Here is a 15,069-nt window from a genome sequence, read left to right on the forward strand (position 1 = left end):
TTTGGGTTATATCGCGTTAACTAATTCTTCTAGCTGATTGCGATTGGTTTTTTTGGTATCGACTTTGACATAAGCGCTGCGCTCGGCTCTTACCACCACGGCCTCCGTGACACCGGGTTGTGCTCTGATCCGCTCTTCCAAGGCTGAATCTTTTACTGCCAATTCTGACAAGGTAATGCGCAGGCTACTGACATAAGGTGGCTCTTGCATGGTGGCACTGACGCCAAACCACACCAGCGCAACAACTGCACCACCCGCAAACACCATACTTGCCCCTTCCATACCAAATATCCAGCCACCTAAACTGCCGCCGATAGCTACACCAATAAACTGGCTGGTGGAGTAAATCCCCATTGCAGTGCCTTTATAGCCGGCTGGCGATTCTTTACTGATCAATGACGGCAATATGGCTTCCATCACATTGAAAGCAATAAAGAATAGTTGCACGCCAGCAATGATAATCCACAGTTGTTGCCCGGCAGACCACAGCACCACTTCGGCGGCAAACAGTACTGCGACACAGCCCATAAAGACCTGTTTCATGCGGCGTTTGACTTCAGCATAAATAATAAACGGTACGACTGCGGCGAAGGAGACCAACATGGTCACCAGATAGACAATCCAGTGTTGAGCAGGCGCTAAGCCCGCACTGGCCATCATCTGTGGCAAGGCCACGAAGCTCGACATCAATAATATGTGCAAACACATAATGCCAAAATTGAGTTTGAGTAGCCGGCTATTGTTGAGCACTTTGCTCACACTGCCCTTGACGATACTGGATTCGCGATTCAGCACATGGCTATCGGCATCCGGCACCACGGCTAAGGTTATAACAATGCCCAATAGCGCGAGTAGGGCGATGCTCCAAAACAGGGCTTGCAAGCCAAAAGCATGGGTGACAATTGGCCCGAGCACCATGGCGATGGCAAAAGTGACGCCAAAGCTGACACCAATAAATGCCATCGCTTTAGTGCGGTTTTGTTCACGAGTCAAATCTGATAACAGCGCCATGACGGCGGCGGCGATCGCTCCGGAGCCTTGCAGCGCACGGCCCAGAATGATGCCCCAGATTGAATCACTCATGGCCGCAATGACACTACCCAGAGCAAAAATCAACAGGCCGCCGACGATTAACGGCTTACGGCCGATGCGATCAGAAACTAGCCCGAATGGGATCTGGAAAATGGCCTGAGACAGTCCATAGATGCCAATAGCGATACCAATCAGTGCTTCACTGGCACCGGAAAGCGCCATGCCGTAGGTGGTGAGAACCGGCAAAACCATAAACATGCCGAGCATGCGCAAAGAGAATACTGTACCCAGCCCCCAGGTCGCCCGAAGCTCCAGTGGGGTCATTTTATTGTCGTTCATTACCACCTCAAAAAAACATTCTCTCCCATTGTAATGATGTTGGGCACAGCCAGTAAATCTATTGATGTTTAGAATGTATTACAGGCGAGTTTTTAGTTAACAGCAGGGGAGGGCAAAGCAGAAATAAAAAGTGGCTGTAGGTCACAGCCATTTTCAGAGCAACAGGATTGAAATTACCCGACGTAAGTCAGTAATCCAGCCGAGGCAGGGACATTGAAATCAACAGACATCATGACGCTCAATGACGTAATGGCAATGATAGAGAATACAAAGAGTTTTCTCGCCCATACGATGTCATTGGTTGCCTTGTAACCGCGTAATGCCATCCCCAACCACCAGACACTCACCGCAGCAGCTACAACCAAGTATTTGTAACCGGCATAACCACTTAAGGTCAGCATCAAGGTGGCGACCATAAATGCCAAAATATAAAGGGTAATATGGTTTTTGGTGACCGATATTCCTTTTATCACCGGCAGAACCGGAATGTTGGCAGCTTGATAATCCTTAAAGCGGAAAATCGCGATGGCGTAGGAATGCGGCATTTGCCACAAGCTGAAAATAAGCAGCAGGATCAAGGCACCCATATCAAACTGCCCAGTAACGGCACAGTAACCAATCACCGGTGGGGCGGCACCTGACAAGCTGCCAATCAATGTGCCGTAGACGGATTTGCGTTTCATATAGAGGCTATAAACCCCGACATAAATCACGAAACCAATCACAGCCAGCCACATGGCTAATGGGTTAGCGGCAACATAGAGCAGCAGCATGCCAGCAATACCCAGCACTGTTGCATAAATCAGGCTCACTTTCGGATCGATAAGCCCTTTTACCAGGACACGATTCTTCGTTCTCTCCATGATGCGGTCGATATCACGGTCGATATAGTTGTTAAAAACGCACCCGGAGGCAACAACTAACGAGACACCGAACAGGGTGGCGAGAAAAAGGGGGTAATCAATCACGCCTTTGGAAGCGAGGAGAAATCCCCCAACGACAGAAATTAAATTGCCGAAAATAATTCCTGGTTTAGTTACTTGCAGGTATTGCTTAATCATCACATGCAGCTCTTCAGTCAACCATCATATTGATGTTGAGGTTGTACATAATCCAGAGTGAGCCCACAACAACGATTGCGATAATCATAGCGGTGAACAGGAAAGCCACCAGATTCCAACGTTCCTCGGACGATCCATTCATATGTAGGAAGTACACCAGGTGCACGATAATCTGCACCACGGCTAAACCGACCACTGTGGCCAGAATAGTCGTATGGGAGGCGGTACCGCTCATCACCATAGCGAATGGAATAACAGTCAGAATGACCGACAGAATGAAGCCAATAATATATGACTTCAAGCTACCGTGGCTGGCTCCACCGTGAGTCGTTGTTGAATGACTAGATGTTGGATGGCTCATCACATAGCTCCTAACAGATAGACAACGGTGAATACGCAGATCCAGACCACATCCAGGAAGTGCCAGAACAAGCTCAGGCACATCAGGCGGGTACGGTTCGTTTCATTCAGGCCGCGTTTTGCTACTTGAATCATCATAATGATGATCCAAACCAGGCCAGCGGTAACGTGAATACCGTGGGTGGCAACCAGTGCGAAGAAGCTAGACAGGAACGCGCTGCGATCCGGGCCGTAACCTTCAGCAATCAGGTGATGGAATTCATAGATTTCCATTGCCACAAAGCCCAGGCCGAACAGGAAAGTTAGACCTAACCAGGTATTAACCTGGTTTTTGTGGCCTTTGTTCATGCCCAGCATCGCGATGCCGTAAGTAATACTACTAAACAGCAACAGGAAAGTTTCGACCAGAACAAAGTTCAAGTCGAAGATATCCCGGCCTGAAGGGCCGCCAGCGGTCCCGTTTACCAGCACTGCATAAGTTGCAAACAAGGTCGCAAACAAAATACAGTCGCTCATCAAGTAGATCCAGAAGCCGAATACTTTCGTCGCTCCTGCATCGTGATGCCCATGCTCTGCATGGGCGACGTTATGGTTAGTCAGAGTTTCAGTTGACATGATTCACGCCTGCTTTGCTGATTTGTTCATGATGAAGATCTTCAATGCGCTCCACTTCTGCAACTGGCACATAGTAATCAACATCCTCGTCGAAGCTTTTCACAATCCAGGTCACAATCATGCCGACGAAGCCAACGATGGCCAGCCACCAGATGTACCAGATCATGGCAAAGCCGAAGATCAAGCTGAAGCCAGCAATAATCACACCTGCACCGGTGTTCTTCGGCATGTGGATTTCTTCATATTTCGCTGGGCGTTTGTATGCTTCGCCTTTCTCTTTCATATCCCAGAATTCGTCACGGTCTGTCACTTCAGGAACAACAGCGAAGTTATAGAACGGCGGTGGGGAAGAGGTAGACCACTCCAGCGTACGGCCACCCCATGGGTCACCGGTCAGGTCACGATTCTGCTCGCGGTCACGGATACTGACGAACACCTGGATAACCTGGCACAAGATACCGCAAGCAATCAGCACTGCACCGCCAGCTGCCACCATTAACATCGCGTGGAATTCTGGGTTGATGTCCTGGCTCAGACGACGGGTCATGCCCATAAAGCCCAGTACATACAGTGGCATAAAGGCAACGAAGAAGCCGATAATCCAGAACCAGAATGCACGGATACCCCATTTCTCATTCAGCGTGAAGCCGAAGGATTTAGGCCACCAATAGGTCAGGCCAGCGAAGCAACCGAACACCACACCACCGATAATCACGTTATGGAAGTGGGCAATCAGGAACAAGCTGTTATGCAGTACAAAGTTTGCGCCCGGTACAGCTAACAGAACGCCGGTCATCCCACCAATAGAGAAGGTGACGATGAAGCCAATAGTCCACAACATCGCGGAGTTAAGCTGAATACGGCCTTGGTACATGGTGAACAGCCAGTTGAAGATTTTCACCCCAGTTGGGATGGAAATAATCATGGTCGCTATACCGAAGAAGGCGTTAACGTTGGCACCTGACCCCATGGTGAAGAAGTGGTGCAGCCAAACAATAAACGACAGTACGGTAATCGCGATGGTTGCCCACACTAAAGAGGTGTAACCAAACAGACGCTTTCTGGAGAAAGTCGCGGTAACTTCGGAGAATACCCCAAATACCGGCAGAACCAGAATGTACACTTCCGGATGGCCCCAGGCCCAAATCAGGTTGATGTACATCATCATGTTGCCACCCATATCATTGGTAAAGAAATGGGTGCCAAGGTAGCGGTCCAGAGTCAGCAACGCGACGGTCACAGTCAGGATCGGGAAAGAAACGATAATTAAAATGTTGGTGCAAAGTGCCGCCCATGTGAAGACAGGCATCTTCATCATCGACATGCCAGGCGCACGCATTTTCAAAATAGTGGCGAAGAAGTTAACACCGGTCAGCAAAGTCCCTAAACCAGAAATCTGTAGACTCCAGATCCAGTAATCGACCCCGACACCTGGGTTGTACTCTTTACCTGACAGTGGCGGATAGGCCAACCAACCGGTTTGCGCGAATTCACCGACCCCCAGAGAGATGTTGATTAACACCACCCCGACGACAAAGAACCAGAAACTCAGGGAGTTCAGGAACGGGAAGGCAACGTCACGAGCACCGATTTGTAGCGGTACGACCACGTTCATCAAACCCACCACAAAAGGCATCGCCATGAAGAAAATCATGATAACGCCGTGAGCGGTGAAAATCTGGTCATAGTGATGAGGCGGCAGGAACCCGGCCTCGCCAGCGGAAGCAAGTGCTTGCTGGCTACGCATCATGATGGCGTCGGCAAAACCACGCAAAAGCATGACCATGGCGACCAGAATGTACATGATACCGATCTTTTTATGGTCAACCGAAGTCAGCCATTCGCTCCATAACCATTTCCATTTGCCGAAATAGGTCAGGGCAGCGACAAGAGCCAGCCCACCCAGAACAATTGCAGCAACGGTAACCATAATGATTGGTTCGTGTAGCGGAACCGCATCAAGTGTTAATTTTCCCAACATCGTTTTATTCCTCGGCTCCGGCGTGAGCGGCGTGTTCGCCCATATCCATGCCCTGGCTCATATCCATACCTTTATGGGTATCATCGCCTTTCTTGTGCATGTTCATATCGCCCATAAATTTGCCAATAATTCCCTTAAACAGCTCCGGTTTAACACTGGAGAAATACTCAACCGGGTTATTTTCGCTCGGTTCAGCCAGTTTATTGAAATCGTCAGTGGTATTCAGGGTGTTCGGCGATTTTTTCACCTGTGCGACCCACTGGTTAAAGTCTTCCTGCGTAGGTGTTGCGATCGCAGTGAATTTCATACCAGAGAAGCCTTTGCCACTGAAGCTGCTGGAAATACCATTGTATTTACCGGCTTCGTTAGCAATCAGATGCAATTTGGTTTGCATCCCAGCCATCGCATAAATCTGCCCGCCTAACTGAGGGATAAAGAACGAGTTCATTACTGAGTTGGAGGTGATTTTAAAATTCACCGGAACGTCAGTAGGGAAAGCCAGTTCATTTACTGTAGCAATACCTTGTTCTGGATAGATAAACAGCCATTTCCAGTCAAGGGAAACCACTTCAATAGTGATCGGTTCTTTACCAGCCACTTCGAGCGGTTTGAACGGGTCAAGTTCGTGGGAGGTTTTCCAAGTTATCGTGGCTAAAATAGCAATGATAATGATTGGAACAGCCCAAACAACAAGCTCAATTTTGTTGGAATGGGACCAGTTTGGGGTGTAGGTCGCACTTTTGTTGGACGCGCGGTACTTCCATGCAAAAGCAAACGCCATAAAAATAACCGGAACTACGACGATCAACATTAAACCGATAGCAGTGAGTATCAGTGTTTTTTGCTCGACTCCGATTGCGCCTTTGGGGTTCATCAATACCATATCGCAACCACTGAGCATTACCGTGGCTGCTAATAAAGACAACATACCCATATTTTTAATGTATTTCTTAAGTCTCATCTAACGACCTCAATTACAAAAGGGCTCTATTGTCGTTTCATGTGTGCGGGCATTTTACGGGAAGGTTGCAGGACTGTAAACATACATCAGATTGTGTCAGCGGCTTGTTGACACTTTATGTTAAGGGGGTCACAGATGTTGTGCAGCGTGATAATTTACTAATGGCAACAATATGTTGGCGAAAGTGCTTGGGAGTGAAACTGAGGATGTTAAGGAAAAACAACGGTAATTGGCGTTTTATTCGTGGTAAATACTGATTTTTAATTATTTCGTAAGCTTATTTTATGTAAATAATATGTGATGCAATGGTAAATTTAAATATATTCCGGAGCGCTATAAATAGCTGCTCCGGAATCATTTAGTTAGAAGTTATATTTAATGGAATAAACGATACCATCTTGTAAAAAATCTTCGCCTAATTTGTTATAAGCATAACGGTACTGAATACCAGTAGTGAATTGCTTAATTGGTGTCCACCAAAGCGCAATGGCTCCGTTCACCCCGTCACGGCCACCGTTACCTGCGGCGTAGCGCTCAGCGCGGTTGAACTCCAATTCATTCCAGTTGGTGATGCTGAAGTTCTCATCGAATGCAGTAAAGTCATAACCTGCAACCCAACCGACAACATAACCGTTATTGCCTGAGTAATAGGTTTGATCAACATAATGCAGTGCAACGAAGGGTTTCATCCACACGCCAGCAACCGTTGCGTTATAGCCGATGCCGTACAAAGTATTCACTTCATGGAAGTTACTGTAATTATTACCTTCTGCACTTGGCAGTGAGTAAGTTCCGTAAAGGTGGCCATACAGGTTGAAACCGGTATCGCCTAAGTAGTAACGCCCGGTTGTTTTGAAAGTATAACGTTGGTTATCACCAGGTTGTGCCGTTTTTGAATTGAACGGGTTTTCTAAGTCAAAGAAGCCGTAAACTTCGCCCCAGCTATAACCTGCCCCACCTTCCAACTCAATATATGCGAAGTCATCTTTATGCGAAGAATTACCTGATTTATGCGTCGTACTGCGCGTCCAGTCTAAGTAGTTCATGCTGATATTAGCAAATCCCCATTGGTATTCAGCTTGCACAGCCGGAGCCAAGGTGATCGCAGCCAGCGCCGCAGCACCGATAAGAATTTTACGCATAAATGCCTCTGTGTGGTTGAAAGATGTCAGGAGAAATAAAAGGACACAATCCCTAACAAAAAGTGCGCTCATCATAGACTCAGAGCACGAAAGGATAAATAGTTGAAAGTGACACAGATCTCTTTTTGTGAATAATATTTTGCAATTGTTGCTTGGATTTGTGATTAAGCTCAACAAATCAGATGGGGAGTATTCGGATAGCTTATTTTGTAACCATAAAAAAAGCCGGTATAAATACCGGCTTTTGTCATTTAATGCGGTTTATTAAGCTAACTTTTCGCGCCTGAGTGCGAGATAATCTAATACCCCACCGAGAACCATACCGAGCACGCTGAGCTGAATACCCCGTAACAGCAACATGTCAGCCACTTGGGTAGCTGCGGTCCAATCTAGCGCATTACTTATCAGTAAAATCAACCATGCAGCGAGTAATACGCAACCAATTGTCAAAAAGCGTAATGCCCAGCGATAAGCCGTTTTAAACGCCGTTCGCGGCATAAATTCATCTGTTTTCTGCGTATGCTCCAACGTCTTGCGGCAGATATAAAGCAATATCAGGCCAGGAATGGCCGCAGCAATGGAGAATAAATAGAAGAGAGGCCAGCCATGTGTTTCAACAAACCATCCGGCGATTGGGCCAACATATACACGGCCCACTGCGGATAATGCTGATAACAAAGCAAATTGTGTCGCGGAGAAAGATTTATTACACAGCGTCATCAGCAGAGCAACAAACGCCGCCGTCCCCATCCCACCACACAGATTTTCCAGGAAAATGGCGCTACCCATGGAGAGTATATTTTTGTCTGTAATGGATAATAGCCAATAGCCAATGTTGGATACGGCTTGTAAAATGCCGAATATCATCAATGCCCTGAATAAACTCAGGCGCTGCATCAGCAGGCCGCCATACAGTGCACCAATAATTGTGGCGATTAATCCTAGGGTTTTATTGACCAGTCCGACTTCACCTGCATCAAATCCCACTCCACGAATCAAGAAAGTGGTGCTCAAGCTGGCGGCAAAGGCATCGCCCATTTTGTACAGCACGATTAGCAGCAGAATTAGCCATGCATTGTTGCGACCAAAGAAATCGCGCAATGGTTCGACGATTGCCTGTTCCAGTGTTTTCGGCGGAGCAATTCGAATGTCGGGTTCAGGGGCTAATAAGGTGGTAAATACCCCAATGAGCATCAACCCTGCCATCAGCCAGTAAGTGGATTGCCAACCGAGATAGCGATCCGCTATCCACAGCGCCAGCCCGCCAGATACCAACATGGCAAGGCGATAACCCAGCACGGAAACTGCGGCACCGGTGCCGCGCTCTTCTGCCGTGAGTAAGTCGGTTTTGTAGGCATCAAAAACAATATCTTGCGATGCAGAACAGAATGCAACCAGCACAGCAATAGCGGCCAGCCACCATAAATGTTTAGCCGGCTCCATAAAGCCCATGGCGATAATGGCGATGATTAATAGCAATTGGCTGATTATCAACCAACCTCGGCGACGCCCCAAAAATGAAGGGGTATAGCGGTCCATTAATGGGGACCAAAGGAACTTAAAAACGTAAGCTTGGCCGACTAAGGAAAAAATACCAATGGTTTTCAGGTCGACGTTTTCGACTGTCATCCAAGCTTGCAATGTCCCGCCGGTCAGGGCTAAAGGCAGGCCTGAGGCAAATCCCAACAACAAAAGAACAAGAGAATTACGTTGGGTAAAAAGGTTCGAATAGCGATTGGGCATGTGAGACCTACATGCTCAACCCCATGAGCGGGGCAGAGCATTCTGTTAAGCAGTAATAATGATATTAAGCAAACGGCAGATTAGCGGGCATTTTGTTTGATAAAGCTGCTGACACTGGTGTCCTGCGCCATATCTGCAATCACATCACTCAACACGGTATTAACGGCATCAGTGATCTTTTCGTTGGTCGCAGTAAAGGCGCCCTGGACGTTATAGCTGGCGCGGTAGTTTTTAACCTGCTTATTGCCGTTTTTCGCGGTAGCAGTAATCGAAATGTCGGCTTTGGTGGTAATGTTATAGCGAAGATTACCTTCCTGTACGTCAGCAAACAGTTGATTGACAACAATTTGTAAGTCAACTGGCGCATTAGTACCAATCATATAGCCGCGAGCCGTCATTTGCTTTTCGAGCACTTCTTGTAACAGGAAACGCAGATCACGCGATGGCGTTAATACCACCAACTGACCATCACGATTCACCTTAGCCAACGCAGCATCTTGGCGCTGATCAGCCCCATTAATGCTGATAGTCACCCCCATCAGGGTTGGATCTTGAGGTGGCAAGACCACTTTCGGAGTGACATTCAATGTGTTGTTACTGGCAGCACAGCCCGCCAGAATAAAAACAGCTAACAGCGGGAAAAGAATTTTCTTTAGCATGTTCACTTTCTCAATAGTTATGGAATTCTTTAATAATCAGAGCGGGATAGCAGCCATGTTATTTTGCGAGTTTGCAGTGGCGACATCATAGCACTGCGAGTGGCTGGTGGAAGATCCTGATGTAGAGAATTTCACCAAAAAATACGTTTTCCCCCAAGTGACCTTTTATTTACTTCAAAGTTCTTACAAATAGCATTTGGGTTGAATGAGGAGATTAGCCCCTTCGTTTGAGCCGATAGCGGTGAGATATTCAGGATATTTTGTATCTGAAATGTTATAAAACAGCGAAAATACACTAATATTGCAATAGAACCTGTATTGCAATAGAACCTAATTGTAATAGAGAGTAGGCGGTTTTCTGCCTTAGCAGTAAGGAGATCATGATGATTTTGATTCGAGAACAAATTGAAGAAAAACTAAAAGCGGCATTCGAACCGGCTCATCTGGAGGTCATTAATGAAAGTTATCGCCACAATGTTCCTGCGGGTTCGGAAAGTCATTTTAAAATTGTGATCGTTAGCGATAAATTTCAAGACCAACGCTTTCTTACTCGCCACCGCGCGATTTATAGTGCGTTGGCTGAAGAGTTAGCGAGTACGGTTCATGCGCTGGCTTTGCACACTTACACCCTGAAAGAGTGGGCTGGATTACAAGATACCGTACCGGCTTCACCCTCTTGCCGCGGAGCAGGAACATTGGCTTAAACGGTCAGATAAATTAAATCAAGCTTGATAACAGTAGTCATTCTGGCCTGATTTAGGGTATTAGTAGATGAGAATTTTGCAGGCGGCCTTAGGGCCGCTTGTGTTTCTGTATAGGCGACACCTTTATTTTATTAGTGCGCTACAGGAGTTTTAGCCGAGGGAACGATTCACGCGTGAATTTTACCGCGACAACATTCGCTTGCTTTCCTCGACTCATAACCTGTGCGCCGCTATAATGTCGCGTCTTATTTTTCCGGAATGGTTTCGGGACGCTTCTGACATCTGGGATACTCGGTTCTGTATAATGCGGCCGTCCCGGTTCTTAGAGGGTGTTTTCAAAGTTTGCATCATTCCTGGAAAGGGTGTGGTGCTGCTTCGTTGGCAGCTTCTGGAGTTGACCGAGCACTGTGATTTTTTTGAGGTAACAAGATGCAAGTTTCTGTTGAAACCACCCAAGGCCTTGGCCGCCGTGTAACAATTACTGTTGCTGCTGACAGCATTGAAAAAGCCGTAAAAAGCGAATTAGTGAAAGCCGCTAAAAATGTTCGTATCGACGGTTTCCGTAAAGGCCACGTGCCGATGAACATCGTTGAGCAGCGCTACGGCGCATCTGTTCGCCAGGACGTTCTGGGTGATCTGATGCAACGTAATTTCGTTGATGCGATCATTAAAGAAAAAATCAACCCAGCTGGCGCACCTAACTATGTGCCAGGCCAGTACAAAGAGGGTGAAGATTTTACTTATTCCGTTGAGTTCGAAGTGTATCCGGAAGTTGAGCTGAAAGATCTGGAAAGCATTGAAGTAGAAAAGCCAGTTGTTGAAGTAAACGACGCTGACGTTGATACCATGCTGGAAACTCTGCGTAAGCAACAAGCAACCTGGAAAGAAACTGACGCCGCAGCAACTGCTGAAGATCGCGCAACTCTGGATTTCACCGGTTCTATCGACGGTGAAGTTTTCGAAGGCGGTAAAGCAACTGATTTCGTATTAGCAATGGGCCAGGGTCGTATGATCCCAGGTTTCGAAGAAGGTGTAATCGGCCACAAAGCCGGTGAAGAGTTCACCATCGACGTAAACTTCCCAGAAGATTACCACGCAGAAAACCTGAAAGGTAAATCAGCTAAATTCGACATCGTGTTGAAGAAAGTTGAAGTGCGTGAGTTGCCAGAACTGACTGAAGAATTCATCAAACGTTTCGGCGTTGCTGATGGTTCAGTAGCAGGTCTGCGTGCTGAAGTGCGTAAAAACATGGAGCGCGAGCTGAAAGGCGCGGTACGCAACCGTGTTAAAACTCAGGCAATCGACGGTCTGGTTAGCGCTAACGAAATCGACGTTCCAGCTGCACTGGTAGAAAGTGAAATCGACGTTCTGCGCCGTCAGGCTGCACAGCGTTTCGGTGGTAACGAGAAACAAGCTGCTGAATTGCCACGTGAATTGTTCGAAGAACAAGCTAAACGTCGCGTTGTTGTTGGTCTGTTGCTGGGCGAAGTTATCAGTCAGCACGAACTGAAAGCTGATGAAGATCGTGTTAAAGCGCTGATCGAAGAAATGGCATCTGCTTACGAAGATCCGCAAGAAGTTGTTGAGTTCTACAGCAAGAACAAAGAGCTGATGAACAATATGCGTAATGTCGCTCTGGAAGAACAAGCAGTAGAAACTCTGCTAGCTAAAGCCAAAGTTACTGAAAAACCAACGACCTTTAGTGAGCTGATGAATCAGACCACTACTGCGTAATGTTTTTTAGCGCATCAAACTGGATATAATTTATCTGGTGTATTGAAAAAGCCCGTAGCCTTCTGGTCGCGGGCTTTTTCTTTTAGTAACAATAATCCTTCAATAGTATGATTAATCTGACATCTTTAGCTGTAATTTGCGCTATATTTGAAAAGTGTTAACCGGTAAATAATCACTAGGGCGTCGGGACTACGGCAGAGATTGTGAGTGAGTTTCAGGTTAAAAAGAGGGTTGTTAGACTAAAAAAAAGTTTCATTGGGGCTTGAAAATGAATATTAATCCCCCAATTAATCTAACAGACGTTCATCTGAAACACTGGTTGATTACCACCGTCGAATGAGTCTGTATCTACCCTAAATAATTCGAGTTGCAGGAAAGCGGCAAGGGAGATAACCCCGATGAGCTTACTGTTGTAAGTGATTCGGGTTATTGAGTGTAGCCAACGCACATGCAGCTTGAAGTATGACGGGTATAACCGGGCTGTTTGCACGCATGAACATAGTCATCATTGCTTATCTCAAGTAGAATCGGTTATGAATGGCGCCAAAGTAAATTCTATTAGGAGACGGTAATGTCATACAGTGGCGAACGAGATCAATTTGCACCTAACATGGCTCTGGTGCCTATGGTGGTTGAGCAGACTTCACGTGGAGAGCGTTCTTACGATATCTTCTCCCGTCTGCTTAAAGAGCGCATTATCTTTCTGACTGGCCAAGTTGAAGACCATATGGCCAACTTGATCACAGCACAAATGCTGTTTCTGGAAGCAGAGAATCCAGAAAAAGACATCTTCCTGTATATCAACTCGCCAGGCGGGGTGATTACTGCTGGGATGTCAATTTATGACACCATGCAATTCATTAAGCCAGATGTTAGCACTATCTGTATGGGCCAGGCGTGTTCAATGGGAGCATTCCTGTTGACTGCGGGCGCTAAGGGTAAACGTTTCTGCTTGCCGAATTCACGGGTCATGATTCACCAACCGTTGGGTGGTTTCCAAGGCCAAGCTACAGATATTGAAATTCATGCCAGAGAGATTTTAAAAGTGAAATCGCGTATGAATGAGCTGATGGCACTTCACACGGGAAAATCTCTTGAAGAAATAGAGAGAGACACTGAGCGTGACCGTTTCCTGTCTGCTGAACAGGCTGTAGAATACGGTTTAGTTGATTCTGTGTTCACCCGTCGTGACTAACGACTTATTTCTGTGAGCCGATATACTATAGTTAGTATAAATAGATAGTGAATGTAAATAGAACAAATCGTAGTGCTGCATAAAGCCAATTGCGTATTGTTTGTGCCCTACTCATTATATCGGCTGTCCGTTGCAAGCTAACGTGGCGTACAGAAATAGCGAGAATAGTCTCCCTGTCGCATGGTTTCAGGTGTGACAGATACTGAAGAAGAGGTTTACTGATGACAGATAAGCGCAAAGACGGTTCTGGAAAGCTGCTGTATTGCTCTTTCTGCGGCAAAAGCCAGCATGAAGTGCGTAAGCTAATTGCCGGGCCGTCAGTGTATATCTGCGATGAATGTGTCGATTTGTGTAACGACATTATTCGCGAAGAGATCAAAGAAGTTGCGCCGCACCGGGAGCGTAGTTCGCTGCCAACGCCGCACGAGATTCGTCGCCACCTGGATGATTATGTCATCGGGCAAGAGCCGGCGAAAAAAGTGTTGGCCGTTGCGGTATATAACCATTACAAACGTTTACGCAATGGCGACACCAGCAATGGTATCGAGTTGGGTAAAAGTAATATTCTGCTGATCGGCCCGACAGGTAGTGGTAAAACGCTGCTGGCGGAAACATTAGCTCGCTTCCTGGATGTGCCATTTACCATGGCAGATGCGACCACACTGACCGAAGCCGGTTATGTGGGCGAAGATGTTGAAAATATCATTCAGAAGCTATTGCAGAAATGTGATTACGACGTTCAGAAAGCGCAACGCGGTATCGTCTATATCGATGAAATTGATAAGATTTCACGTAAGTCTGATAACCCATCAATCACCCGCGATGTTTCGGGCGAAGGTGTGCAGCAGGCCTTGCTGAAATTGATCGAAGGGACAATTGCTGCCGTACCACCACAAGGTGGTCGTAAGCATCCACAGCAGGAGTTTTTACAGGTTGATACCTCTAAAATTCTGTTTATCTGTGGTGGTGCTTTTGCGGGTCTGGACAAAGTTATCGGGCAGCGCATTAACACCGGAACGGGTATTGGTTTCGGCGCTACGGTAAAAGGCAAATCAGAAAAGGCAACAGAAGGCGAATTATTGAGCCAGGCTGAGCCGGAAGATCTGATTAAATTCGGTTTGATCCCTGAATTTATTGGCCGTTTGCCAGTGGTTGCAACCTTGAGTGAATTGAGCGAAGACGCCCTGATTCAGATTCTGAAAGAGCCGAAAAATGCGCTGACTAAACAATATCAGGCATTGTTCAATCTTGAAGGCGTTGAACTTGAATTCCGTGATGAAGCGCTGACGGCGATTGCTAAGAAAGCGATGGCACGTAAAACCGGTGCTCGTGGTTTGCGCTCTATCGTAGAGGGTGCTTTGCTCGATACCATGTACGATTTGCCGTCTATGGACAGCGTGGAAAAAGTAGTGGTAGATGAGTCAGTTATTGCTGGCCAATCTGCACCGATGCTGATTTATGGCCAGCCTGAAGCTCAAGCTTCTGGCGAATAATTAGCCAAATAATCCAGATGGTTAGTATGACAATGGGGGATTTTATCCCC

The 15,069-nt window shown here is 46.8% G+C and carries 13 protein-coding genes; 4 read left to right on the top strand and 9 right to left on the bottom strand.

Going from position 1 to position 15,069, the window contains the following annotated elements:
- Positions 1 to 6: 6 nt before the first annotated feature.
- The 9 genes from OVO64_RS07410 to OVO64_RS07450 form a co-directional block, all read right to left on the bottom strand.
- Complete coding sequence (locus tag OVO64_RS07410) at positions 7 to 1,371, bottom strand: MFS transporter (protein ID WP_038631495.1); 1,365 nt, start codon at positions 1,369 to 1,371, stop codon at positions 7 to 9.
- A gap of 173 nt (positions 1,372 to 1,544) precedes the next feature.
- The gene (gene cyoE, locus OVO64_RS07415) at positions 1,545 to 2,432 is read right to left on the bottom strand and encodes a heme o synthase (protein ID WP_186377422.1); all 888 of its coding nucleotides are present in this window, start codon (positions 2,430 to 2,432) and stop codon (positions 1,545 to 1,547) included.
- 13 nt (positions 2,433 to 2,445) lie between these two features.
- Positions 2,446 to 2,793, bottom strand: coding sequence for a cytochrome o ubiquinol oxidase subunit IV (locus tag OVO64_RS07420; RefSeq protein ID WP_005163527.1), 348 nt, complete (start codon positions 2,791 to 2,793; stop codon positions 2,446 to 2,448).
- On the bottom strand, positions 2,793 to 3,407 hold the full coding sequence (locus tag OVO64_RS07425) for a cytochrome o ubiquinol oxidase subunit III (RefSeq protein ID WP_005163525.1): 615 nt from the start codon (positions 3,405 to 3,407) through the stop codon (positions 2,793 to 2,795). The genes OVO64_RS07420 and OVO64_RS07425 overlap by 1 nt, the downstream gene beginning before the upstream one ends.
- Positions 3,397 to 5,388, bottom strand: coding sequence for a cytochrome o ubiquinol oxidase subunit I (gene cyoB, locus OVO64_RS07430; protein ID WP_050291378.1), 1,992 nt, complete (start codon positions 5,386 to 5,388; stop codon positions 3,397 to 3,399). The genes OVO64_RS07425 and cyoB overlap by 11 nt, the downstream gene beginning before the upstream one ends.
- 4 nt (positions 5,389 to 5,392) lie before the next feature.
- Entirely contained in the window at positions 5,393 to 6,349 is a 957-nt protein-coding gene (cyoA, locus tag OVO64_RS07435; protein WP_050291377.1) for a cytochrome o ubiquinol oxidase subunit II, read from the bottom strand.
- Between the two features lie 362 nt (positions 6,350 to 6,711).
- A complete protein-coding gene (locus tag OVO64_RS07440) occupies positions 6,712 to 7,491 on the bottom strand; it encodes an outer membrane protein OmpK (RefSeq protein ID WP_038631503.1) in 780 nt (259 codons plus the stop codon).
- Positions 7,492 to 7,755: 264 nt separating this feature from the next.
- The gene (ampG, locus tag OVO64_RS07445) at positions 7,756 to 9,234 is read right to left on the bottom strand and encodes a muropeptide MFS transporter AmpG (RefSeq protein ID WP_038631505.1); all 1,479 of its coding nucleotides are present in this window, start codon (positions 9,232 to 9,234) and stop codon (positions 7,756 to 7,758) included.
- 80 nt (positions 9,235 to 9,314) lie between these two features.
- The gene (locus OVO64_RS07450; RefSeq protein ID WP_038631507.1) at positions 9,315 to 9,893 is read right to left on the bottom strand and encodes a lipoprotein; all 579 of its coding nucleotides are present in this window, start codon (positions 9,891 to 9,893) and stop codon (positions 9,315 to 9,317) included.
- Positions 9,894 to 10,276: 383 nt separating this feature from the next.
- Between OVO64_RS07450 and bolA the strand changes: the two genes are divergently transcribed.
- The 4 genes from bolA (at position 10,277) to clpX (ending at position 15,019) form a co-directional block, all read left to right on the top strand.
- The gene (bolA, locus tag OVO64_RS07455; RefSeq protein WP_072076219.1) at positions 10,277 to 10,597 is read left to right on the top strand and encodes a transcriptional regulator BolA; all 321 of its coding nucleotides are present in this window, start codon (positions 10,277 to 10,279) and stop codon (positions 10,595 to 10,597) included.
- A 429-nt stretch (positions 10,598 to 11,026) separates the two neighbouring features.
- On the top strand, positions 11,027 to 12,331 hold the full coding sequence (gene tig, locus OVO64_RS07460) for a trigger factor (RefSeq protein ID WP_004393494.1): 1,305 nt from the start codon (positions 11,027 to 11,029) through the stop codon (positions 12,329 to 12,331).
- A 571-nt stretch (positions 12,332 to 12,902) separates the two neighbouring features.
- Positions 12,903 to 13,526: an ATP-dependent Clp endopeptidase proteolytic subunit ClpP gene (gene clpP, locus OVO64_RS07465; protein WP_004392666.1), complete on the top strand. Its 624-nt coding sequence runs from the start codon at positions 12,903 to 12,905 to the stop codon at positions 13,524 to 13,526.
- 221 nt (positions 13,527 to 13,747) lie between these two features.
- Positions 13,748 to 15,019 carry an ATP-dependent protease ATP-binding subunit ClpX gene (clpX, locus tag OVO64_RS07470; protein WP_004714578.1) on the top strand — a complete coding sequence of 424 codons (1,272 nt, stop codon included), beginning with the start codon at positions 13,748 to 13,750 and terminating at the stop codon, positions 15,017 to 15,019.
- Positions 15,020 to 15,069: the final 50 nt, after the last annotated feature.

Source organism: Yersinia sp. Marseille-Q5920, assembly GCF_946902935.1.
Classification (GTDB): domain Bacteria; phylum Pseudomonadota; class Gammaproteobacteria; order Enterobacterales; family Enterobacteriaceae; genus Yersinia; species Yersinia rochesterensis.

Bases quoted from the DNA above. Each gene is read 5' to 3' on its own strand.
- OVO64_RS07425 (WP_005163525.1), bottom strand. From the start codon at position 3,407: ATGTCAACTGAAACTCTGACTAACCATAACGTCGCCCATGCAGAGCAT.
- clpP (WP_004392666.1), top strand. From the start codon at position 12,903: ATGTCATACAGTGGCGAACGAGATCAATTTGCACCTAACATGGCTCTG.
- tig (WP_004393494.1), top strand. From the start codon at position 11,027: ATGCAAGTTTCTGTTGAAACCACCCAAGGCCTTGGCCGCCGTGTAACA.
- clpX (WP_004714578.1), top strand. From the start codon at position 13,748: ATGACAGATAAGCGCAAAGACGGTTCTGGAAAGCTGCTGTATTGCTCT.
- OVO64_RS07450 (WP_038631507.1), bottom strand. From the start codon at position 9,893: ATGCTAAAGAAAATTCTTTTCCCGCTGTTAGCTGTTTTTATTCTGGCG.
- OVO64_RS07420 (WP_005163527.1), bottom strand. From the start codon at position 2,793: ATGAGCCATCCAACATCTAGTCATTCAACAACGACTCACGGTGGAGCC.
- cyoB (WP_050291378.1), bottom strand. From the start codon at position 5,388: ATGTTGGGAAAATTAACACTTGATGCGGTTCCGCTACACGAACCAATC.
- OVO64_RS07440 (WP_038631503.1), bottom strand. From the start codon at position 7,491: ATGCGTAAAATTCTTATCGGTGCTGCGGCGCTGGCTGCGATCACCTTG.
- cyoA (WP_050291377.1), bottom strand. From the start codon at position 6,349: ATGAGACTTAAGAAATACATTAAAAATATGGGTATGTTGTCTTTATTA.
- OVO64_RS07410 (WP_038631495.1), bottom strand. From the start codon at position 1,371: ATGAACGACAATAAAATGACCCCACTGGAGCTTCGGGCGACCTGGGGG.
- bolA (WP_072076219.1), top strand. From the start codon at position 10,277: ATGATTTTGATTCGAGAACAAATTGAAGAAAAACTAAAAGCGGCATTC.
- ampG (WP_038631505.1), bottom strand. From the start codon at position 9,234: ATGCCCAATCGCTATTCGAACCTTTTTACCCAACGTAATTCTCTTGTT.
- cyoE (WP_186377422.1), bottom strand. From the start codon at position 2,432: ATGATTAAGCAATACCTGCAAGTAACTAAACCAGGAATTATTTTCGGC.